The 22,018-nt window shown below is 64.5% G+C and carries 22 protein-coding genes; 1 reads left to right on the plus strand and 21 read right to left on the minus strand.

Translation table 11 applies throughout. The features are described 5' to 3' along the window. Positions 1 to 33: 33 nt before the first annotated feature. From GCU68_RS10820 to GCU68_RS10835, 4 genes are all read right to left on the minus strand, one after another. The gene (locus GCU68_RS10820) at positions 34 to 2,265 is read right to left on the minus strand and encodes a bacterio-opsin activator domain-containing protein (protein ID WP_152941513.1); all 2,232 of its coding nucleotides are present in this window, start codon (positions 2,263 to 2,265) and stop codon (positions 34 to 36) included. A gap of 137 nt (positions 2,266 to 2,402) precedes the next feature. Then, complete coding sequence (acs, locus tag GCU68_RS10825) at positions 2,403 to 4,376, minus strand: acetate--CoA ligase (protein WP_152941515.1); 1,974 nt, start codon at positions 4,374 to 4,376, stop codon at positions 2,403 to 2,405. 213 nt (positions 4,377 to 4,589) lie between these two features. Continuing rightward, the gene (locus GCU68_RS10830; protein WP_152941517.1) at positions 4,590 to 5,084 is read right to left on the minus strand and encodes a universal stress protein; all 495 of its coding nucleotides are present in this window, start codon (positions 5,082 to 5,084) and stop codon (positions 4,590 to 4,592) included. Positions 5,085 to 5,146: 62 nt separating this feature from the next. Continuing rightward, complete coding sequence (locus tag GCU68_RS10835; RefSeq protein WP_152941519.1) at positions 5,147 to 5,578, minus strand: universal stress protein; 432 nt, start codon at positions 5,576 to 5,578, stop codon at positions 5,147 to 5,149. Between the two features lie 117 nt (positions 5,579 to 5,695). On the opposite strand from GCU68_RS10835, the gene GCU68_RS10840 reads away from it, so the two are divergent. Next, a complete protein-coding gene (locus GCU68_RS10840) occupies positions 5,696 to 5,911 on the plus strand; it encodes a hypothetical protein (protein WP_152941521.1) in 216 nt (71 codons plus the stop codon). A 324-nt stretch (positions 5,912 to 6,235) separates the two neighbouring features. Here the strand turns inward: GCU68_RS10840 and GCU68_RS10845 are convergent, their stop codons facing one another. The 17 genes from GCU68_RS10845 to GCU68_RS10925 form a co-directional block, all read right to left on the minus strand. After that, positions 6,236 to 7,153, minus strand: a complete 918-nt coding sequence (locus tag GCU68_RS10845) for a hypothetical protein (RefSeq protein ID WP_152941523.1) — start codon at positions 7,151 to 7,153, stop codon at positions 6,236 to 6,238. Positions 7,154 to 7,204: 51 nt separating this feature from the next. Next, positions 7,205 to 8,095 (minus strand): putative sodium/potassium/calcium exchanger, encoded by an 891-nt coding sequence (locus GCU68_RS10850; protein ID WP_152941525.1) that lies wholly within the window; start codon positions 8,093 to 8,095, stop codon positions 7,205 to 7,207. Positions 8,096 to 8,152: 57 nt separating this feature from the next. Next, positions 8,153 to 8,629 (minus strand): hypothetical protein, encoded by a 477-nt coding sequence (locus GCU68_RS10855; RefSeq protein ID WP_152941527.1) that lies wholly within the window; start codon positions 8,627 to 8,629, stop codon positions 8,153 to 8,155. A 2-nt stretch (positions 8,630 to 8,631) separates the two neighbouring features. Continuing rightward, entirely contained in the window at positions 8,632 to 9,666 is a 1,035-nt protein-coding gene (locus tag GCU68_RS10860) for a hypothetical protein (RefSeq protein ID WP_152941529.1), read from the minus strand. Between the two features lie 262 nt (positions 9,667 to 9,928). Further along, on the minus strand, positions 9,929 to 11,209 hold the full coding sequence (locus GCU68_RS10865) for an outer membrane protein assembly factor BamB family protein (RefSeq protein WP_152941531.1): 1,281 nt from the start codon (positions 11,207 to 11,209) through the stop codon (positions 9,929 to 9,931). Positions 11,210 to 11,211: 2 nt separating this feature from the next. After that, positions 11,212 to 11,583 (minus strand): DUF3209 family protein, encoded by a 372-nt coding sequence (locus tag GCU68_RS10870; protein ID WP_152941533.1) that lies wholly within the window; start codon positions 11,581 to 11,583, stop codon positions 11,212 to 11,214. 56 nt (positions 11,584 to 11,639) lie between these two features. Then, the gene (locus GCU68_RS10875; protein ID WP_152941535.1) at positions 11,640 to 12,866 is read right to left on the minus strand and encodes a CbiX/SirB N-terminal domain-containing protein; all 1,227 of its coding nucleotides are present in this window, start codon (positions 12,864 to 12,866) and stop codon (positions 11,640 to 11,642) included. A gap of 48 nt (positions 12,867 to 12,914) precedes the next feature. Beyond that, entirely contained in the window at positions 12,915 to 13,658 is a 744-nt protein-coding gene (locus tag GCU68_RS10880) for a cobalamin biosynthesis protein (RefSeq protein WP_152941536.1), read from the minus strand. Continuing rightward, complete coding sequence (locus tag GCU68_RS10885) at positions 13,655 to 13,921, minus strand: ferredoxin (RefSeq protein WP_152941538.1); 267 nt, start codon at positions 13,919 to 13,921, stop codon at positions 13,655 to 13,657. The genes GCU68_RS10880 and GCU68_RS10885 overlap by 4 nt, the downstream gene beginning before the upstream one ends. 2 nt (positions 13,922 to 13,923) lie before the next feature. After that, the gene (cobJ, locus tag GCU68_RS10890) at positions 13,924 to 14,913 is read right to left on the minus strand and encodes a precorrin-3B C(17)-methyltransferase (RefSeq protein WP_152941540.1); all 990 of its coding nucleotides are present in this window, start codon (positions 14,911 to 14,913) and stop codon (positions 13,924 to 13,926) included. 12 nt (positions 14,914 to 14,925) lie between these two features. Further along, positions 14,926 to 15,795 (minus strand): precorrin-3B C(17)-methyltransferase, encoded by an 870-nt coding sequence (locus GCU68_RS10895; protein ID WP_152941543.1) that lies wholly within the window; start codon positions 15,793 to 15,795, stop codon positions 14,926 to 14,928. After that, on the minus strand, positions 15,792 to 16,784 hold the full coding sequence (gene cbiG / locus GCU68_RS10900; RefSeq protein WP_152941545.1) for a cobalt-precorrin 5A hydrolase: 993 nt from the start codon (positions 16,782 to 16,784) through the stop codon (positions 15,792 to 15,794). Before cbiG ends, GCU68_RS10895 begins: the two co-directional genes overlap by 4 nt. Positions 16,785 to 16,979: 195 nt before the next feature. Next, complete coding sequence (locus GCU68_RS10905; protein ID WP_152941547.1) at positions 16,980 to 17,915, minus strand: cobalt-precorrin-4/precorrin-4 C(11)-methyltransferase; 936 nt, start codon at positions 17,913 to 17,915, stop codon at positions 16,980 to 16,982. Between the two features lies 1 nt (position 17,916). Further along, positions 17,917 to 18,723 carry a cobalt-factor II C(20)-methyltransferase gene (locus GCU68_RS10910; protein ID WP_152941548.1) on the minus strand — a complete coding sequence of 269 codons (807 nt, stop codon included), beginning with the start codon at positions 18,721 to 18,723 and terminating at the stop codon, positions 17,917 to 17,919. Further along, the gene (cbiT, locus tag GCU68_RS10915) at positions 18,720 to 19,304 is read right to left on the minus strand and encodes a precorrin-6Y C5,15-methyltransferase (decarboxylating) subunit CbiT (RefSeq protein WP_152943699.1); all 585 of its coding nucleotides are present in this window, start codon (positions 19,302 to 19,304) and stop codon (positions 18,720 to 18,722) included. The genes GCU68_RS10910 and cbiT overlap by 4 nt, the downstream gene beginning before the upstream one ends. A gap of 220 nt (positions 19,305 to 19,524) precedes the next feature. After that, positions 19,525 to 20,448, minus strand: a complete 924-nt coding sequence (locus GCU68_RS10920; protein WP_152941550.1) for a glycosyltransferase — start codon at positions 20,446 to 20,448, stop codon at positions 19,525 to 19,527. A gap of 58 nt (positions 20,449 to 20,506) precedes the next feature. Beyond that, positions 20,507 to 21,868 (minus strand): cobyrinic acid a,c-diamide synthase, encoded by a 1,362-nt coding sequence (locus tag GCU68_RS10925; RefSeq protein ID WP_152943700.1) that lies wholly within the window; start codon positions 21,866 to 21,868, stop codon positions 20,507 to 20,509. Positions 21,869 to 22,018: the final 150 nt, after the last annotated feature.

A 22,018-nucleotide genomic window follows, 5' to 3' on the forward strand; every position in this document is an offset into this window, starting at 1 on the left:
CCGTCGTCTAGAGGCTTAGTATCCCCGCCACCGTCACTCGCTGGCGGACGAGTCGATGTTTTCGCTGGCCGGATCGTCGAAGAACGTCCGCAGGAGTTCGTGTTGGCCCTTCCGGAGGTGATTGTGTAGCGTCGGCGAGGAGACGCCCATCGCATCGGCGATCTCCTCGGCAGTACTCTCTCGGGGCCAGTCGTAGTAACCGCCGAAGTACGCCGCCCGCAGCGACGCCTCCTGTCGGTCCGTCAGGCGGTCCTCGAGGCCCTCGCGGAACTCGCGGGCGGTCTGGACGGTGCGTTCGGCCTCGCGTTTGCCGACCAGTTCCGAGTTCGGGAACCCGGAGCGCAGGCCGGCGAGAATCGTCCGCAGGTCGGCGTCGGCCGCCGATTCGGCCGTAATCGTCGTCACGCCGCCTTCGGTGATCGCGTCGATGACGGTGACGCCGTACTCGGTGAGCGTCAGCGTCGGCGAGGAGCCCTCGACGACGAACTCGACGCGCCAGCCGTCCTTGTCGGTCTCGACCAGCCGACAGTCGTCGATGCCGGGGTCGTCCGCCGCGAGGTCGAAGACATCGGCCGGCGAGGCGTTCTGCAATCGCACGTAATACAGTTGTGTCGACTCGGAAATCGGCACGAGCGAGTCGAGTTCGAACCGACAGCCCAGTTGCTGTGAGGCGTCGACAAAAAACGAATCATCGTCTCGACAGGCGAACTCGAGTTCGACGACGCGATCGGAGAGTAAGAGGTTCCGTCGCCGGATCGCGGCGATCGCATAGCCGATCTGCTTCCCGATCGTCTCGAGCCACTGGCGTTCGTCGGCGTCGAACGCCTGCAGTCTGTCGGTTGCGACCGTCAGCGTGCCGTAGGTCGTATCGCCGTAGCACAGTGGCACGCGCGCGAGCGACCCCGAGTCGTCACGGTTCGTCCCGCCCTCGCCGTTCTCGATGTCGAGGTCGACGTCGGTGACGACCGACACCGTGGCTTCGCCGTCGTCCGTGGTCGCGCCGTCGTCGTGCCACTCCTCGGGCACGAGCCGGTCGACGTCCGCGGGTTCGATCCCGCTCGAGGCACGCCAGTCCGTCCGCCGCTCCGTGATAGTCGCCCGGTCGATCCAGGCGTACTCGTAGGCTCGGCCGCCGGTCAGTGCCGTACAGGTTCGCGTCTCGATCTCCTCGTGGTCGGTCGATTCGAGCAGCGACCGGGCGACGGCGCGGTGGGCTCTCGCGACCGCGTACCGGCCCTCGAGTTCGTCGCGTCGCGACCGGACTCCCTCGAGTTCCTCGTGGGCTCTCGAGACGTCGCGGACGAAGACGGCAAACCCGCGGTGACGGCCGCGGTCGTCTCGCATCGGCGAGATAACTTCGGTCGCCCGGAACTGCGAGCCATCTTTGTGCACGCGCCAGCCCTCGTTTTCGTAGCCGGATTCCTCCAAGGCCGCCGACAGCGCCCGTTCGGGCGTGCCGTCGTCGACGGCCGTGTCCGTATAGAACGTCGAGACGTGCGTGCCGACGATTTCGCCGGCCCGATAGCCGAACATCGACGCTGCACTTCGATTCCAGCGTTCGACGTAGCCCTCTGCGTCGAGGCGGATCAGCGCGTATCGATCGCTCGCGGCCAACAGCAGTCGGATCACACTGTCGTCGCTGACCATCGAGCCGGCCTGCGTCCGCGAGCGACTGTGTGCCGGTCCGGACGGCCGTTCGACGGCGTCGAAGGCGTCGACGATCTCCGCGTCCGTCGGCTCGGGGAGATACGGCTCGAGTGCCTCGAAACTCCCCCAGCCGCCGACGGTCTTGACGACTCGAGGGTTGACCGCGTGGTCGACGAGCGCGGTGTGGGCGAAATACTGGCGCAGGTCGCTCGTCGAGAGGTCGGCCAGCGCCGGCTGCTCGTAGATGTCGCTGGCTCGCTCGGCGACGTCCGAAACCAGCATCTGGAGGCGTCGTGCCGTGACAGGGAAGATTCGATCGTCGGGAGAGAGGTCGTTGCTCCGGGCGTATCGCCGCAGCTCACGTTCGACGTGGGTCGGCAGATACGACGTTCGGCCGTCTCCGTCGTCGACGGCAGGCACACGGATCAGGTATCGCGGCGGATCGATCCGGACCTGTTCGATGCTCTCGATGGTCAGTTCGGTGAGTTCCGTCGGGCGAAGCCCGACGTCACCACAGAGGCGAACGACGAGCGCCTCGCGGTACGTTTCGGCGGCGTCGAGGAGCGACTCGTAGCGCTCACGCGAGAGCACCGCCGAGTCAGTCACCTCGAGACTCATGGTTCGCTGTTTCTAACGACACGAATATAATTGTGTCGGCGGTCGCACTGTTTGCGACGATATCCTGTATTATCGCCAGTCTGAATCTCGTTCTCCATTTCGCTTCAATTGATTCTCCGAAACCAGTACTGTCGCGTTCACTCCTCGCCGATCTCCGCTTGAATTTCGCCGACGATCTCCGGATTGCGCAGCGCGCTCGTATCGCCGAGTTCTTCGCCGTTCGCGACGTCCTCGAGCAGGCGGCGCATGATCTTCCCCGAGCGCGTCTTGGGGAGTTCGGGTGTAAAGAGGATCTCCGTCGGCCGCGCGATCGGCCCGATCGCCGTTTCGATGCTGTCGACGATCGCCTCGCGCACGTCCGTGTCGTCGTAGCCACCTTCGGTGCTAACGTAGGCATAAACGTCCGTCCCCGTCGTCTCGCTCGAGCGGCCGACGACAGCGGCCTCGGCGACGCCTTCGACGCCGGTGATCGCGCTCTCGATCTCCATCGTACTCAGTCGACGACCGGAGACGTTGATGACATCGTCGACGCGGCCGAGGACGGTGATGTAGCCGTCCTCGTCGATCCGGGCCGCGTCGCCGCTGAAGTAGCGCCAGTCATCGTTTTCGGGGTCTGAAAAGCGATCCCAGTACTCCGTTCGGAAGCGTTCGTCGCCGTCGTACAGCGTCCGGACCATTCCCGGCCACGGGCGAGCAATGGTGAGATAGCCGGAGTCGCCGGGGTCGACCTCGGTGCCGTCCTCGTCGATCACGCGGACATCCATGCCGGGGAGGCTCGGTCCAGCCGCGCCGGGTTTCATCTCGTCGACGCCCGGAAGCGTCGAGACCGTTACGGCACCCGTCTCGGTCTGCCACCAGGTGTCGACGACCGGACACTCCCCGTTGCCGATGTGATCGTAGTACCAGTTCCACGGCCGGGGACTGATCGGTTCGCCGACCGTCCCGAGCAACCGCAACGAGGAGAGCTCGTGGCGGTCGGGATACTCTGGCCCCCATTTCATGAACGCGCGGATGGCCGTCGGTGCCGTATAGAAGATATCGACCGCGTTCCGGTCGACGATCTCCCACAGCCGGTCCCGGTCGGGATAGTCGGGCGTGCCCTCGTACATCACCGTCGTCGTTCCGAGCGCGAGCGGGCCGTAGATGATGTACGAGTGGCCCGTAATCCAGCCGATGTCGGCCGCACACCAGTAGGTATCCTCAGGCTTGACGTCGAGGACGGCGTGGCTCGTCCAGGCGGCGTGTGCGAGATACCCACCCGTCGTGTGGACGACGCCTTTCGGCTCACCGGTCGTGCCAGACGTGTACATCAGAAACAGCATGTCTTCGGCGTCTCTGGGCACTGGATCGACGGTTTCACCAGCGAACAACTCCCGAAGTTCGTGGTAATCGTACTCGTCGTCGCCGAGGACGTGTGGTAGGTCGTCGCCGAGTCGATCGACGACGACCGTCCGGACGTCTTGCTCGAGTTTGAGCAGGGCGTTGTCGGCCTTACTCTTCTGGTTGAACGCGTCCCCGCGTCGGTAGTAGCCATCACAGGTGACCAGAAATTCGCTATCGGCGGCGTCCATCCGGGTCGCCAGCGCATCAGCAGATAGCCCCGCAAAGACGACGTTGTGCGGGGCACCGATCCGAGCACACGACAGCATCGCGATTGGCAACTCGGGAATCATCGGCAGATAGATCGTTACGACGTCGTCTTCTTCGACGCCGAGTTCCCGCAGGGCCGCGGCGAACTCGTTGATCGCGACGTAGAGGTCCCGATAGGTGTACGTTACTCGCTCGCCGTGTTTGCCCTCCCACCGGATTGCGGCGTGGGTCTTGCGACCCGACTCGAGGTGCCGATCGACGCAGTTCGCGGCGGCGTTCAGTTTCCCGTCGGGAAACCACTGATAGAACGGGGCGTTCTCGTCGCGGAGGACGGTCTCGTACGACTGGTCCCACGAGAGCAAGTCGGCGGCACGCTCCCAGCACTCGGGCCAGTTCTCCTCGAACTCGTCGTAAATCCCCGGATCCGAGACGTTCGCCTGTTCGACGAACGACGCTGGAGGGCTTCGGGGCGATCCGGTGAGGACAGGACGGTCGCGTCCCCACCCGTTCCGATCGACCATATTCATTTGAACCCAAGGCAGTCAGTGGAATAAACGTTCCTCCGCGGCTTTTTTATCGGGTTCGTCGTGTCCGTTTGTTCTGATACGTTGCGCTCTCGAGCGCGTGCGTAGGAACAAAAGTAGCAGCGATACCGATCCACCACCGACCGTCTCTGTCGGCAGTTGCAGTTCGTCTCTGGGGCTGTCGGTCCGTGACGACCACGACGAGCGTGGTTAGTCGATCGTCGAGTCGATATCCGAGATGTCTTCGGAGTCGATGTCTGCGCCGGGTTCACGAACGACGTACACGTCGTAGCGCTGATCGTTTGCGACCGGGCTGCCGACGCTCGACTGTGGAGCGATCACCGAGCCAGCGTTCTCCGAACCGATGAACACGACCGATGCATCGATCTCGCCGGCGATTCGCCGGATCTCGCGAACGACGTTCGTCGTCGAGGTCGATGTCGGTTCGTCCGAATTTACGCGCTCGGTGCGGACGGTCGCTTCCGGCGCGACGTCGGCAGCCCGCGTTTTCATCCCCGCTTCGATCGTTTCGGGGTCGAACGGCTCGCCGTCGGTGATCCAGCCTCGCTCTCGAGCGTATTCGGCGTCGTCCGGAATGACCGTCAGGGCGACGACCTCTTCGTCGAGCAACTCACCGAACGTGGCGGCTTTCTCGAGGGCGTTTCGAGCCAACTCCGAACCGTCGAACGGGACGAGTAGCGTCATACCTCTATCTCATACGACAGCCGAGGTAAATGTTCGGTCTCCAACAACCGGACCCGATCGCCTCACTCGGATTCGTCGATGACGAGTACTGGCCGGGTCGTGGACCTGACGACGCGGTCGACGGTGCTGCCGAGGAGCGCCCGTCGAAACGACGAGCGGCCGCGGGCGCCGATCACGATCGCACTCGCGTCCTGTTCGTCCGCGTACGCGATGATCTCCTCATATGGTACGCCGGACCGAATCGTCGTTTCGACCGCCACGTCGGCGGCGGCGGCCGCCTCGGTGACGACCTCGAGGGCCTCGCTCGCTTGCTCGCGTTGCCGTCGCCTGACTTCGTCGGGATCGACGATCGCATTGTCGTACTCGGTTCGGCGCTCGAGGACGGCGATTCCGTACAGCCTCGCGTCGAACCGGTTGGCGAGTTCGACCGCGTGCGAGATGGCCTCGCGCGCCGTCTCGCTCCCGTCAGTCGCGACCAGAATCGACTCGTACATGCGCCCTCGTACAGCGTACTCCCAGTAAGTCCTGTCCTTGTTCCCGTCGCCGATCGATTCCCCCGCCGACGGATCGAAACCTCGTAGCACTATATGGCTGGGTTCGTACGTCCACGTATGACTGAGGAAGTCCCGGTCAAGCGCACGGATCTCCTTGTCCTCATCGGTGTCTCGCTCGTTGGCGGGGTCCTCATCGCATCGCTGATCCTTACGCCAACGCTTTCCACACAGTATATCAGTACGATTCTCCTGAGCATGGTGTTGCTGGCGTTTTTCCTGTTCTTGCCGGTGATGGGCGTGCGACTGTTCATCGACGACAGAAACGACGAGTAGTCGCCAGCGATCGCGCCCGTCTTACCGCCAGCGCCAACCGACGTGTCGTCGGGAGACTCTCGAGACCCGATCCTGCGACGTTTCTGACGTCGCACGTCCTCGTCGCGGGCGACATGCTGCCATCCATCAGCGCCTGCTGGCAGGAGCGTCGTCCGAATGGCGAGCCGTGGCGAAAAGACTTCAGCGGTCTCTTGCCTATAGTAACGACTGAAACGGTTTACACACCGATCGTACAGCTGTCGTGCGATCGGGTGTGCACTGACGTTCAGTGGCTACTATAGCTCCCGGCGATTTGGACGGCCACCGACTACCTCGAGCAGTCGATCAGTCCTTGTCGGGCATCGTCGAGTGGCGAACCGGCCCTCTCATATCAGCGCGCTCCGACGGCGGTGGCGCCATCGTCGAGTAGCGCGTTCCGCTGCCACCGGATGTGCCGCGGTTCCGATCCGATCCGAGGTCGACGTCGAGCAATCCGTCGTCTTCAGTATCGCTCTCGGTCTCAGTCGTGTCATTCTCGATGACACTTTCGTCTTCGTCGCTGGCGGTGCTGGCACGCGCTTCCTCGAGTCGGTCCTGGAGGTGCTCGAGGTCGTCGCTGATCCCGTCGAACGAGGACTCCATCGCCGACCGGAGCTGGTCGCCGAGATCGCCGGGCGTCTCTGCCCCGTCAGCATCGGATTCGTCGCCGGCCGGTGCTTCGTCCTCGTCACTCCCGAGAACACCGTCGAGGCCAGTGGCCTCGCTGACTGTCTCAGCGGCCGACTCGATCGTCTCTCGAGCGCCATCGTCGTCGCTTTCGGACTCGTCCGTGTCCTCGTCAGGTGTGTCCGATCCAGTGTCAGTCTCCGGTTCGGAGTCGTCGTCCTCCGCCCCGTCGTCGATCGACTCCCGTAACTCGCCGACGGCTCCCTCGAGCGTCTCGTCATCGCCCCGGTCGGCGAGTTTCGAGAGGGCTATCAGTCGCTGTAACGCCTCGACGTGCGCCGGCTCACCCTGGGAGATCGCCTCGGGAATCGAATCCGGTTCGGTCCCGTCCGGGAGCGTGTCCAGACCGACTGCCTCGAGCAGGTCGTCCGGGTCGGCCGACTCGAGCAGGTCGTTCGCCTTCGCTGCGGTCTCGAGCAAGTCCGTCTGTGCCGTCTCGGCGTCCCCGTCCGAGTCGGTCGTCGCGACGAGCGAGCCGCTGGACGTATCGGCCTCGCGCAGTACCTCGTTTACTCGTTCGCGGAGTTTTTGACTCATCTGTCGTGTCTCGACTCTAAAGCCGCACCTCGAGGCGGCGGTCTCGATCGATTACTCGGCTTCCGCGTCCGCCTCGTCCGCCGATTCGGCTTCTGACTCGTCGTCTGTCACTGCCGCGACGATCTCGTCGGTCATCTCTTCGCGACTGAGGTTTGCCTTCACGTCGACGTCCTTTGCGATGGACTGCAGATCGTCGTAGGACATCACCCCGAGGAAGTCCGTGAGGGTCTCTTTTCGGAGCCCTTCGATATCCTTGACTGACGTATCGGAATCGTCTTCGCCATCCGATTCGGAATCGGTCGCCTCGTCGCTTTCGTCCGCCGTCTCCGCCTCGGCGTCCGATTCGTCGTCGCTTTCCGTTTCGGCTTCGCTGTTCTCCATCGTCTCGTCATCTCCAGATTCGTCCGCATCGTCGTCTGTCAAGACCTCGTCGAGCCCACTGGCCTCGCTCACGTCTGTGGCGACTGACTCGACCGCCTCTCGAGCACCGGTATCCTCGCTTTCTTCGTCGGCGTCGTCGCTCTCTGCGTCGGCATTATCCGCCTTGGCCGCCGATTCGTCTCCGCTGGTATCGCTCTCGAGAAGTCCCTCGAGGCCATTTCCCTCGGTTGCACGCTGGGCCAGCGACTGAACCGATTCCGCCGCGTCGTTGTCCGCAACCGTCTCGCGGATGGCGTCACGGACCGCCGTCGTGAGATCCGACTGCAGTTCGTTCCGGTCTTTGTCCGCTTCGATCCCCTCCGCCATCGTCTCGTGGACCGCACGGCCGATCGACGACCCCAGTTTCCGTCCCATCTGAGCGCCGAACTCGCGACCGACTGCGGCACCGAGCTCGCCGCCGTCGATGCCGTCTTCGATGGAGCCGTCTCCGAGGAGATCGGTCACCTCGACCTGATTGCTCACCTCCCGGGCGACCAGCTGTTTCAGTCCGGCGTCACTCATCGAACTCACCTTGAGGCGAGCCATCCGCGTCATCGAGCAGTTGAGACGATAGCATGGTTATTCTTCCTCGTCCGTCGCTTCGTTTTCGTCCGCGGCCTCAGCATCCTCGGCTTCGGATTCGGCGTCGTCGACGTCTTCGCTCGTGTCGCTTTCTCCCTCACGTTCTGTGTCGTCGCCGGTGGCTTCGGCGTCTTCCGCGTCCGGATCTGCATCCGATTCGTCTTCCTCCGTTGATTCGTCCTCGTCATCCGCCGCAGATTCGCCTTCGTCTTCCTCCACGGTGTCGTCTGCAGGCTCTTCGTCGGGACCGAGCAGTTCCTCGACGACCAGCTCACCGATCGTCCGGCCGAGGGATTCGCCGACCTTTCGGCCGACGAGTGCGCCGATCTGGCCGCCGAGCGCTTCGCCGAGGGGCTTTTCGTCGTCGATCTCGTCTTCCCACTGGGTTCCCTCGACGAGTTCGTCGACGTCGACGTTCTCGGCGATCTTCCCATAGTCGATCCGCTGAGTCACTGATTTCGATTGCTCACTCATGATTACGCCTCCGCCTGTGACGCTGTGTCGGACTGAGCGTCCGATTGAGTCTCTTCGCGCTCCGGCTCGAGTTGCTCGATCAATTGCTCGATCACCTGACTGACGATCGTCGCCACGAGGTCTTCGATCGGGAAGCCGGGGATGAGCCCGAGTAGCTTCTCTTTCAACCAGCTACCAGCGGCGGCGATCCGACTCTCGGACTCGTCGCTCGTGTCTTCGTCCGCCTCGGGCGTTTCGGCGTCCGCGTCCTCGTCAGGGGTCTCTTCCGTGTCGGCCTCCTCATCAGGGGTCTCCGCCGTGTCGGCTTCCGCTTCATCACCGCCGAGGTTGAAGAGGCTGCTGAGCAGTTCCCGTGGCTTGTTCGCCAGTCGACCGAGGAACGCTTTCGGTTTCTCGAGCAGGCTGCTGAGCAGCTCCTTCGGCTTACCAAGGAGTGACGACACCGCGTCCGACAGCCCGCCAGCACCATCGAGAAGTCCCGTCACCGCGGACAACAGGTTCCCGAGCAGGTTGTTCTCACCCGGCCGGGCCGAGATGTCGAGCGTTACCGGGTTCAGGTTTACTTCGAGGCCGAGTAGATCGAGGAACAGACCATCGAGATCGAGATGGAGGACGCCGGATGCATCGTCGTCCTGATAGACGTCCTCGGCGTCTTCGACGTGGTATTCGTCTTCTGACTCCGTCGCCTCATCGTCGGCGTCCGCTTCCGTCTCAGTGTCTTTCAGTTCCGCCGCGTCTTCCTCGTCGCCTTCGACAGCCGCTTCAGTTTCGGCTTCGTCCTCGGCCTCGTCTGTTTCGTCCTCGCTGGCGGCTTCGTCTTCGTCCTCGGAGTCCGACTCCGGCGGCTGCTCCTCGAGGGTCTCGCCGGACTCGGTCGCTTCGTCGGCTTCATCGGCTTCGGCTGAAGATCCCGACTCGGATTCGTCGTCGGCAGCCGACTGCGACTCCGCTTCGTCTTCGGACATTGATTCGGAGTCATCTGACGCTTTGCTCTCGTCGCCTTCCTCCGTCATCTCGGCCTGACCGCCGTCCGTCATCACCCTGCAGTCAGTCGATCTTACTTGCCCGTCGACGTGGCGGTTCCTCGAGCGGACCCAGACCGCCACTGGATCCGAACACTCCTCAGATCCGTCATTTTCTAGTCCCGGTGTCATTATACCGAAAACACACGGGCGTAGGCGTTGTGGGAATTGGCCTTGCGTGTGCGACCGCGCAGTCGGGATCGACAAGCGACGAGTACGCTGGACTCGAGACGTGGCCGAGCCGCGGATCGAACCGCGAACGAGCTCGGAAAAGACGTTACTCGAGCGACCCGACGCGCAGTGCGTACTCGCCGCGCTGGTCGCCCTCGTCGTGGTATTCGACGGGCTCTTCGATCGCGGCGATGGTCTCGCCGTCGACGGCAGCGGCGGTCGCGATTCCCGCGAGCGAGTCGACGCCGGTCGGACCGGACTCGAGGTCGAACCGGCGAACGGCGTGGGTTTCGGGGTCGCGAACGCGGAAGTTCTGGGCACACGGCGCGACGAGCGTGTCGCCGTCGGTGGCGAGCCCGTGGACGAACCCGCGCACCTGTTCGTTCCACAAGAGGTCACCGTCGGCATCGAACGTCGCGATCCGATGCTCGTTCGGATGACGACCCTCGGTCTCGCGGCGCTCGAGGGCGTAGGTGTTCCCGGTGACGAACGCTGTGCGGCCGTCGTTCGCGTAGACGTGGTTCGGGTAGGCGTACAGCGTCTCACCGTCGATCTCAGTTTCGACCGCCAGATCGACGTGCCAGCGTTCGGCCCCGGCGGGGCCGAGCAGGTAGCCGCACTTGTCGCCGTGACTCGAGACCGCGATCGTCTCGCCGTCGAACGAGATATCGCCGACGCGTCGGTCGCCCTCGGTGCCGGGGTCCCAGGTCCACTCGAGGTCGCCCGTGTCCGTCTCGAGGACGACGAGGCCGTTGTCGTGGTCGCCCATGCAGCGATTGTAGCCGACGGACAAACGGTCGCCGTCAGCGTCGAGATCCAGCGCGATCGGTGAGGCGTCGGTCTCGTAGCTCCAGCGAACCGAGCCGTCGGGATCGAACGCGTAGACGGCGCTGTGCCACTGGCGGCGCTCGCCGTCGCGTTCGTAGCGTCGCACGGCGGCGTACAGCAACTCGCCGTCGGTCTCGAGCGCGACGACGTAGGGAAGGTAGAAGATCGTGTCTGTGGTCGCCTCGCCGACGTCCGCGGCCGTCTCATATCGCCAGCGTTGCTCGCCTGTCTCGGCGTCGTAGACCGCGATCGCCCCCGATTCGCCGCGGCCGGCGACGACGACTGCACCAGCGCTGCCGGCTGGTTCGTCGCTCTCGAGCGTTGCGATTCCGACCGCGTGATCCGGATGCGCGGCCGTCCAGCGGGGCTCGAGGGAGTCGACATCACGGGCAGTCACGGTCCCGTCCCACTCTCCGGTCACGACGAGGTCGCCATTCGTTGCGACCGCAGAGCGGGTCCACATGTGTCGGCTGCGGGCCGGGTCGATGTCGCCGAGCGGGAGTCGTCGAAGCGATAGCTCGCGCTCGGAGTCGGGGTCGAGGTCTGCAGTGCCTGCCATGCTCACTCCTCGACCGGGAACGTCTCGTGGAGGGTATCGTGGGCCTCACCGAGTCCGTCGACGATGCTCTCGCTCTGGACGGCCAGTCGCTGGATCGCCCGCTCCGCATTGCGGACCTCGAGCAGCCGCCCTCGAGTGTACCCGTATTCGGGACCGTCGCTGTCCATCTCGCCGACTTCCGCTTCGAGATCGACCAGTGCGGCGTCGAGGTGGCGCTGGAGTTCGGAGAGGGTATCGGCCTCGACGAGCCCTTCGATGGGCCCCTCGAGGTGGCCTTCGAGTTCTTTCTCCGCGTGCTCGCGGGCGTGTCGGTCCCCGACGCCGAGGACGTTCATCAGTCCGAGTCGTAGTGCTTCGATTTCGTGGCAGCTCATGGTTGTGTTCTGTAATGATGGCTGTATTAGGTTTCGTCTGTGTGCCTATTCGTCCCTTAGAGGGTCTGATCGACGAGATCGCTCACGATGCGATCCCGGTCGAGGTGATCTGCGACGAGTCGTTCGGCGTCGTCGGCCGCGACGTCGCCGTACCAGACGCCGTCGGGGTAGACGGCGACCATCGGCCCGTCGCCGCAGCGGCCCAGACACGACGACCGCGTGATGCGGGCGTCGCAGTGGTCGGAGTCGCGCGCTTCCTGCCGAAGGCGCTCGAGGACCGCCGGCGAGCCCATCTTCGCGCAGGTCTGGTTGGTACAGACCGCGACGTGCTTTGCGGGCGCGTCGTGGCTGTGGGGTTCGTCGTCGATATCCTCCCGGTCGGCGTGGGCCTCCTGATGGGCGAGCGCACGCAACATCGCTCGTGCGCCGCCGACGTCTTCCTCGTAGCCCTCGAGATCGATCTTGTACTTGCACGTGTCACAGGACATCTCGACGCTGCCCGACCTGGCCTCCTGCCAGCGGTCGGCGAAGACGTCCAGCAGCCGCGAGTCCGTGCCGAGCGGGTCGCCAGCCAGTGCGTCGACGTAGGGGTAGTCCGCGTCGAACTCCGCGGTCCAGTCGCGCACGCGCTGGGTGAGGACGCCGTCGCCGAGCATGTACGGGAGGACGACGACCGCGTCGGGGCGGTGTTTCGAGAGGCCGTGGAGGGTGTCCTCGAGCGTCGGTTCCGTGACGCCGATGAACGTCGCCTCGACGCGGTCGAAGTCCCGGCCCTCGAACAGCAGGCGAGCGAGTTTGTGAACGTCACCGTTGGCGTCCGGATCGCTCGAGCCGCGACCACAGACGACGACGGCAACGTCGTCCTCCGTGCGGTCGACGCCCAGCTCCGATTCGACCGCACCGGCGCGGTCGTCGAGCAGGTCCAGAATCGCCGGATGGATGCCCAGATGCGCGCCGTTTCTGATTTCGACGTCGTGGGTCGCTCGGGCCTGCTCGATCGCCAGCGGGACGTCGTTTTTGACGTGGCTCGCGGCGAACAGCGAGCAGTGGACGACGGTTACCCGCGACGTGACGGCTGCGAGTCCTGCGATAGCGTCGTCGATCGCCGGCTCCGCAAGCTCGAGAAACGCTGCATCGACCGGAATTCCCAGTCGTGACTCGAGGTCGGCAGCCAGTTCGCGGACCTGTTCGTTCGACTTTTCCCGGCGGGAGCCGTGGCCCACCAGTAGGATGGCTTCGTCGTCGAACGCGGACGTGGATGTGGAATCGTCGGATGTGCTCATTGTCGGTGTCGTCGGGTAGTCAGCGGAGTCGATACGGTGTTGAACTGGCTACTCGCCGTAGCTGTCTGCCTGTGCGATGCTTCGCTCGAGTTTCCGGCGGCGGCTCGGTGCGAATAGGCCAGTTGCCTCGCAGCCTTCGTAGAGCCACGTTCCAAACTCGGGGACAGCAGCGTCGTCGACGCCGAACCAGTAGCCCCCCGAGGACGTCGCCGAAAGCTCGCTGACGGCTGTGTCGATCGGGCAGTCGGCAAGTAGTTCTTGGGTCGCCTCGAGCAGCGTGCGGTCGTCGTGGACGAACGAAATGCCGACAGTGCCACTCGAGGACTTGAAACAGATCGTCCCACAGCCCTCGAGCAGACCCCGAAGGAGTTCGCGATCGTGACTCGAGAACGCGCCGAAGCGGTAGTTTCCGCGGCCGTCGACGGGCAGCGAGAGTGCGCTGGTGCGACCCAACAGCTCCTCGCTGTCCTCGTCGATCGAGAGCGTGTACTCGTCTTCGGTGCGCGTGATCGACGTGTCGTGGGCGTACTCGCGACTGGTCGTCTCGTGGTCGACGTTGCCGCCTACGATTGCGGCGAGCACCTGCGCGGCGTGCTCGTCGGTGGTGACGACCTCGAGACGCTCACAGCGTCGTCGTTCGCTGTCCGTGATGCTCGCTTCGCTTCGAACCACGCGCCCACTCCCAGCGACGTGGCCCCAGAAGTACGCCGTCGCGGGGTGGCCCGCGAGCGGATCCGATGGGACCGCGACCTCGAGGGTGTCGCCCTCGATCACCGATTCGGCGTCGCTCATTCGCCCACCTCTCGGACGACAATGGCGTCCGTCGGGCAGGCCGCCGCGGCTTGGTGGGCTTCCTCGATGCGATCGTCGTCGAACGTTGCGACGACCCGTTCGACGGTGTCGGTGACCTCACCCTCGCAGTCGTAGACCGGATCGGCGTCCGGATCGACCGTTGCGAGGCCGTCCGCGCCTTCGATAAATCGCGGATCGCGAGTCAGGCAGGCGAAGATGCCGTCGCAAGCGTCCTTTTCGATGGTGACTTCGTAGCGTGGCATGATCAGTAGTCGTACTTCGTCTCGTAGCCACGCGGCGTGACCATCCGGTCATCCCAGACGTAGGTGTCCTCGGTGCCGACGACGATCGTCGTCGTCATGTCGATGATCTCGTTCTCACCGAGCTCCTTGAGTTCGCCGAGGTCGGTGATCATCACCTGCTCGTCGTCCCGTCCAGCGCCGTGGACGATGCCGACCGGCGTGTCTTCGTCGCGGTGGGTCAGCAGGATCTCACAGCATTTCTCGAAGTTCTCGCGGCGCTTGCGACTCCAGGGGTTGTAGATCGTGATGGTGAAGTTCTCGCTCGCGACCGCGTGCAGTCGCGACTCGATCTCTGGCATCGGCACCAGATGGTCCGACAACGAGACCGAGACGGTGTCGTTCACCAGCGGTGCGCCCAATCGAGCCGCACAGGACTGGGCCGCCGGCACGCCGGGCACGACCTCGAAGTCGACCATCGAGGCCGTCGCGCCCTTGGACTCGAGGATCTCGAGGGCCAGCCCCGCGAGCGCGTAGACGTTGGGGTCGCCGCTGCCGACGATCGCCACGTCGTTGCCCGCGAGCGTGCGGTCGATCGACTCTTCGGTCCGCGAGACCTCGCCACACATCGGCGTGTCGTAGATGTCGTCGGCCTGCTCGGTGATCTCGTCGGGAATCAGCTCGATGTAGGTCGTGTAGCCGACGATGTGGTCGGCCTCGAGCAGGGCGTTCTTGGCTCGTTCGGTCATCCCCTCCGGATGGCCGGGGCCGAGTCCGACGGCGATCAGTTGTCCGGGTTCGGCGTCGAAGTCGTCTATCGTCGCGCCAACTTCCTGCTCGTTCGAGTCATCGTCCGAATCGGAACTCGAGGCCCCGCATTTGGATCTGCTCGAGTCGTCGGTGGTCTCGCTCGACGAGCCACCGCATTTGGAGCCACTCGAGGTTTCCGTTTCGGTCGTCGAGGCGCCACATTTGGAAGTCGATTCGTCAGCGTCTGCATCAGTATCTGTACTCATGGTATGATTGTCTCAGAAATCGTCGACGTCACGCCCGCCGCGCGGGGTGACGAGATACGTTCGGTCGTCGTTACGCCAGGTGTCGGTCTCGTGGTTGCCGATGATCAGCGAGGTTCCCATTCCGGAGACCTTGTCGTCGTGGTCGACAGCCTCGCCGAGCGTCGTAATGAACTCGCTCTCGCCGTTTCGGCCGGCGTCTTCCCGGCCAGCGTCGTTGACGATGGCCACGTAGGCGTCGTCGGTCCGCTCCTCGCGGACGATTTCGACGGCCTTCTCGTAGTTTCGCCAGCAGTTGTAGAGGACGATCACGAAATCCGAAATCGCCGCTGCGCGCAGTTTCTCCTCGATCTCGTCCCAGCCGCGCCACTTGTCCGACAGCGAGATCGTACAGAAGTCGTTACACAGTGGCGCGCCGACGTTCGCCGCGCCGCCGAGTGCCGCCGTGAGGCCGGGGACGATCTCGATCGGCACGTCCGTCGCGCCCTCCTCGTCGGCCATCTTGAAGATGAGATCCGATTTGCCGTAGACCGAGGGGTCACCGCCCGAAACGTGGGCGACGTCTTTCCCCTCGCGGACGTAGTCGAACGCCGCGCGAGCGAGTTCGATCTGCCGTCCCATCGTCGAGCGGACGATTTCCTGTTCGAACCCGTCGTCTCGAACCGCGATCCCGTCGTCGCCGAAGTCTTGCGGGAGCGTTCCATCCTCGCGCAGGAATTTTTGATAGAGACTCGAGGCGATGACCACGTCCGCCGATTCGATGACCTCCTTGGCCCGCATGGTCATGTGCTCAGGCAGGCCGGGACCGATACCGACGACGTAGAGGGTACCGTAGTCCTCGGGGGTGCCACCAGCGTCGGGTGTCGCATCAGCGTCGGAACTCATCGCCCGATCGCCACCGTAACCTCGTTCTCGTAGCCGATCTTCTCGAGGATCAGTTCCTGTTCGGCCCCGCCAGCGATCGCGGAGGCCTCCGAGACGCCGGGCCAGCCGATCAACTCCTTCGATTTCGAGGGCGTCGGCCCCTCGTGGTCGAGCAGCGTCTCCTTGTCGAACGCAACGACGCCGAGGTCGAGTTCTTGGGCCGCCTCGAGCAGCCCCGGTTCGTCTTCCTTGCGAGTCGCCGTCGCGACGAACTCGACGTCATCGAGGTCGTAGTCGGTCTGCTCTATGGCTTGTTCCCACGCGGCGAGGAACGACTCCGTGCTCGCGCCGGAGACGCTCCCGGTGCCGATGACAACGCCATCGTCCTTGTTGCGCTTGAGGACGGTGACGTCGTCGCCGACGAGGACTGCCTTCGGGCCCTCGAGTCGGGCGACGGGGTCGAGGTTGTCGTCGAGGACGGCGAGATTCGTCTTGACCGTCGAGTCGCCGTTGACGACGTGGGCGTCCATCGCCTTCGCCTTGGACTCAACGCCCTGCTTGCCGGCGGCCTCGCTTGCGGTGGTCATGGCCGGCACGGCACCCATCGTCGCCAGATCCTGTGCGACCTGATTCGCGCCGTGGTGGCCGCCCGTGATCGGGATGGCCCACGTCAGTTCCTCGTCGACGACACAGATCGCGGGATCGTCCCACTTATCGTCTAACAGATGCGCGGTCTTGCGCATTGCAATTCCGGAAGCCATCAGACCAATAAAGCAGTCGTACTCGCCCCAGTGCTCCTCGAAGACGTCGCCGTGATACTCGAGGATCTCGATCGTCTCGTAGCGATCGCCGATCTCGGCTTTGATCTCCTCGGCGGTGTCCATCTTGCGCCCGAAGGAGACGATCGCGATCTCCTCGGCGATTTCGCCGTCCGAATCCGGCGTCGAACAGTGGCCGCCGCCGGAGTTCGATTCGTTCGTTGTATCCGTGTTTTCAGTGTCTGAACTCATTGTGTAACCTCCGTCGAATCGAAATTGTCCTGTCCACCGCGGGGGCGGGACTGAAAGGGGCTGGCGGGCTCGGTCCGGTGAGCCGACGTAAGCACTGGACTGAGCGAGGCCGCGAGCGAAGGAAGCGCACAGCGAGGCGCAACCGGTCGAGCGCGGCAGCCCCTTTCACCGTGTTCGCGCTCTCTATGCTGTCGTTCAATCATCACTCGCCTCCGACTCACTCGTATTCTCCGACGAAGAACCGCGATTCGCCCAGTCGCCGTAGAGGAACGAGCGCTCGTAGCCCGCACCGGTCACCGCATCGCCGATGACGACCAGCGCCGAGGCGCGGTAGCCCGCTTCCTCGACTTTGTCCGCGATCGTCCCGATATCGCCGATGATGACGTCCTCGTCCGGCCACGACGCGTGGTAAATCACCGCAACCGGCGTCTCGGGGTCGTGGTCGTCTTCGAGCAGTCGCTCCATCGTATCGCGAACCGCGTGGGTCCCGAGATAGATACAGGTCGTCACGTCGCCCATCTCGACGAACTCGGAGATGTGGTCTTCCTCCTCGGTCAGGGTCTTGCCCTGCGGTCGGGTGAACGCGACGTGGTTCGAGACCTCGTTGAGCGTCAGTTGGGTCCGCAGCGTCGCGCTCGCGGCAAAGGCCGACGTGACACCCGGCACGAAGTAGGTCGGCACGCCCTCGTGCTCGAGCGCGTCCATCTGCTCTAAGGCGGCCCCGTAGATGGCGGGGTCGCCGCTGTGCAGGCGGACGACGTTCTCGCCGTCCTCGTAGGCATCCCGCATCAGCGGGATCAGTTCCTCGAGGTCTTTCCCCACGGAGTTCACGAGGTCGGCGTGGGCGCAATACTCGTCCAGCAGTTCGCTGTTGACCAGCGACCCGGCGTGGACGACGAGGTCGGCTGCCTCGAGCAGTTCCTTTCCGGCCACGGTCAGCAGTCGCGGGTTACCGGGCCCGGCCCCGACGAAGGGAACGCCCTCCTGCTCATCGCCAGCGCTGTGCTCGAAGATTCGGTCGTCCAGTTCCTCGCGACGGCGCTCGCCCTGTGCGTCGATCGCCTCCTGCGGTTTGCCGCCCTCCGCTGGGACGGCGCTGTCTGTCTCGTCGGTCGTATTCGTGTTCGTCATCTTAGTGGCCTCCACAATCGCCGTGCGCACAGCCTTCGGCCAGCTCGAGATCGACAAGCGTTCCCCCGTCCGCGACCGGCTCGCCGCTCGTCGACTCCTCGTCGCTCGAGGAGTCCGCAGCATCGGTCTCGAACGCTGCCGTCGCCTGTTCGACCTCGAGGTCCGCCTTCTCGGCGTAGGCGAGCGTATAATAGTCGCGCTCGTCGATCTCTGACGGATCATCGGTCACCAGCGTCTCGCCCTGTTCCATGAACAGCCGGCGGCCGTAGGTTACCTCGTAGCCGGCCTCGAGGAGGCCCTCGTGGGTCGCCGGCGCGTCGGTGACTTTGAACAGGATCAGCCGATCCGGCCCCGTTGGACTCGCCCCGTTTGCGGCCTCGCGAAGCGAGAGGCCTGCGCCGGCTTCGATCTCGACGCCCATCGCGGTCGCAAACGCCGTCACGGCACTCACGCCGGGGACGATCTCCAACTCGACGTCGGGGTGGAACGCATCGATCGTCCGCCGGAGGTGGCCGAACGTCGAGTAGACGTTCGGGTCGCCGAGCGTGACGAAGGCGACGTCACCGTCGCGTGCGTTCGGGGCGATCTCGGCGGCAGCCTCCTTCCACGCCGACCGCAGCTTTTCCTCGTCTTTCGTCATCGGGAAATCAAGGTCCCCGATCTTCGACTCGTCGACGTGCTCGAGTGCGACGGACCGCGAGAGGCGACCCGGTGAGTAGACGACGTCACACGTCTCGAGAACGTTCTGTCCGCGAACGGTCACGAGGTCGGCTTCGCCGGGGCCGAGGCCGACGCCGTAGAGCGTCATCGCTGGCTCCCTCCATCGTCAGCCCCGCCGCTCGCTGTCGCGCTCCCGACCAGCATGTAGACCGGGTTGTCCGAGTCAAAACTCGTCGCGCCGGCGAGTTCGTAGCCGTGGCTCACCTGAAACTGGACGACCTCCTCGAGAATCCCGCGCTCGCGGAAGGCTTCTGTCGCCCTGCCGGCGACCTCGAGTCGCGAGACGTTCATGACGATTCGATCGACCTCGGTGTCGACGGCGTGGTCGAGGACGGCCTCGAAATTTCGACTGCCGCCCAGAAAGAGCGCGTCAGCGTCGGCGGGTACTCCCTCCGGCGCTTCCGTGTTCTGCAGTTCGACATCCGCTCGAATCGCGTCCTCGTTGGCGGCCAGATTCCGCTCGGTCGTCTCGAGGCGTTCGGGTTTCCGCTCGAGGGCGGTCACTCGCCCGGCTCGCTGTGCGGCTTCGATCGTAATGGCTCCCGTACAGGAGCCGACCTCCACGAAGTGGTCGTCGGTCTCGAGTGCGAGTTTCGAGTGGACGACGGCTCGGACCTCCGGCTTGGTCGGCCCGGCCTTCGCGTCGTGTGGCAGCGCGATAGGTGGCATCATCCGGTGGAACAGCGGCCGCCCCTAAAACAATTTTGTTTGTTATAGATCAATCTGGATTGCCAAACTAAGAGTGTGATAGAACAAGCTCACTTGTGAATATGGCGTTGGATGTCTCGCTGTCCGATCTATTCTCAGCCGGAACAGGTTCCAGCGTCCGCCACAGTCGTGACTGACTCGAGTGACGGGGGCTGCAAGGACGCCTGCTCTCGGCGTCGGCCTACTCGGGTTCGACCGTCACGTCGAATTTGTCGTGCCACCGATAGCGTCGGCCACCCCAGATGAACGATCGACGGGCCAACCCATACACCAGCAGTGGGATCGCCGCGATCACCACCGGGTACGTGGAGAGAAACGTCCAGCGTCGAATGCCGAAGGCGGCATACACGCTGGCCATCGAAAGCGTCACGAGCGCCAGTGCAGGGAACGGAAACAGCAGACAGCCAGCAGCCAATCCGGTCCCGAAGGCCGCTTGAGCGGCAGTTCCCGTGGGATCGTACCGGTAGACAATCTGTGTAAATCGGACCTGCGTCTCGAGTGTCTTGCGGATCGACCCACCGGTCTCGACGTATCGGGTTCGCTTGACGGTCGTGAAATCGACGTGTTCCATAAGCAGTCCGTCGTCGCTCACCGTTCGCCGAAGGGCCTCGAGAAACGCCGCCTCGTCGTCGAGGTCGTCGCGCTCGAAGACGAGGGAGCCGGCCCACGGAATGTCCGCGAGGAAGACGGCGAGTGTCCCGCTGAGTGCGTAGAGTGGCTCGAGCGCCGCGGCGAGTGGGTCCTGCCCGACGAAGACGGGCAACTCCGACGTCGGCCCGTGGCGGTCGTAGTCCACACGCAGCCGTGCGAGCCAGTCCGGCGGATGGTGAAAGTCATCGTCGGTCCAGACGAACCGGTCGTGTTCGGCCGCCTCCATCCCAGCGGCGATCGCGTTGGCCTTGCCCGAACAGCCCTCAGGGTCGCCCGCGACCACCAGCCGAACGCTGTCACCGAACTCGTCGATGCGGTCGACGATGGCGGGTACTGTGTCGTCACAGACGACGAGCAGTTCGTCGGCCGATCCGAGTTGGGCGGCGATCTCCTCGCAGGCGTCGCTCCAGCCCTGCGTCGGTAAGATGACGCTCGTCGGCGTCGCGGTTGCCATACTCCTAGTTGTTAGTGAACTGTAATAGATTCCGGGCCAGCAAGGTTGGTAGTCGTGGCTATCGGGATCCATCGAGCGTCTCGAGGAACCGATCGAACGCCCCGCTTTCGGGGTGGACGTGGACGTAGGTGCCGAGCGAGTTGTACTCAGTCAGCCCATCGTAGCCGCCGTCGATCCCGTCGCCGCGCACCGTCTCGAAGGCAAACCGGGCGTCGGCGTCGACGTCGGCACTCGAGTAGTGGAACTCGTGGCCCCGAATCCGATCGCCGGCGTTTGCGGTGAGCGTCCCTTCGGTGGCCTCGAGTTCGACGTGATCGAGCGCCTGATAGCGGTCGTGCATGGTTACGTCCGCCGGGAGGATACCGGCCATCTCGCACGTCTCGCCCTCAGCCGTCGTCAGCGACTGACTCATAGCCATCAGGCCGCCACACTCCCCGAGGACGGGCAGTCCCTCACTTGCCAGTGTTCCGAGTTCGGCGAGCGTGCCGGCCGACTCGAGGGCTGCGGCGTGGAGTTCGGGGTACCCGCCCGGCAGATAGACGCCGTCACAGTCGGGGACCGGATCGCCCGCGACTGGCGAGAACGTGACCAGATCGGCCCGTTCGCGAAACCGCTCGAGCGTGGCTGGATACCGGAAACAGAAAGCAGCATCGTCGGCGACGGCGACCGTGGCGTCGACCGATTCGGGTTCGTCCTCGACCGAGGTTTCGGGGGCGACCGCCTCGCTCGCCACCGCAGCCAGCCGCTCTGCCGCGAGCGAGTCGGCGGCCTCCCGCAACGCCTCGCGCGGCAGTGCAGCCTCTTCACCCATCTCGAGGCCGAGGTGTCGGTCCGGAATCTCGAGGTCGTCGTTCGGCGGGATTCGCCCGAAGTACTCGAGGTCCTCGGGCAGCGCGTCGCGGATCCCCTGCTCGTGGCGGCCGCCGTGGGCGCGCTGGGCGACGATGCCGGCGACCTCGATATCGCGGCCGATCGTCTCGGCGTAGCGCTGGAAGCCGAGCGCCGTCGCCGCGACGCTTTCCATCCCGGCTTTCGCGTCGACGACCAGCACGACCGGGAGGTCGAGGGCTTCGGCGACCATCGCCGTGCTCGAGCCGTCGCCGTCGTACAGTCCCATCACACCCTCGACGACGCAGATATCGGGGGACGACGTCCCCCGGGCAGACGGGTGTGACCCGTCGACGTCGCCCTCGCTGCGGGCGTAGTTGCGCCGGAGACCGTCCTCACCACAGAGCCACAGATCGAGCGTCCGGGAGGGACGGCCAGCGATCGCCTCGTGGTGGCTCGGATCGATGAAATCCGGGCCCGCTTTGGCGGGCTGGACCGCGTAGCCGGCGTCCTCGAGCGCCTGAATAATTGCGAGCGTCGCGACCGTCTTCCCGACGCCGGAGCTGACGCCGCCGAGGACGAATCCGTTCATCATTGTACTTTCGTTCGGACAAATCGACTTGAATCCGTCGGTGAGCGGTGTCGGACAACCGAAACGAACGTGCGGATCAGACGCGTTCGCCGAGCGGCGGTTCGGGATGGACTCGAGTGACGACTGAGTGACACTTCACCGACGAGTTTA

The organism is Natronorubrum aibiense (assembly GCF_009392895.1).
Taxonomy (GTDB): Archaea; Halobacteriota; Halobacteria; order Halobacteriales; family Natrialbaceae; genus Natronorubrum; species Natronorubrum aibiense.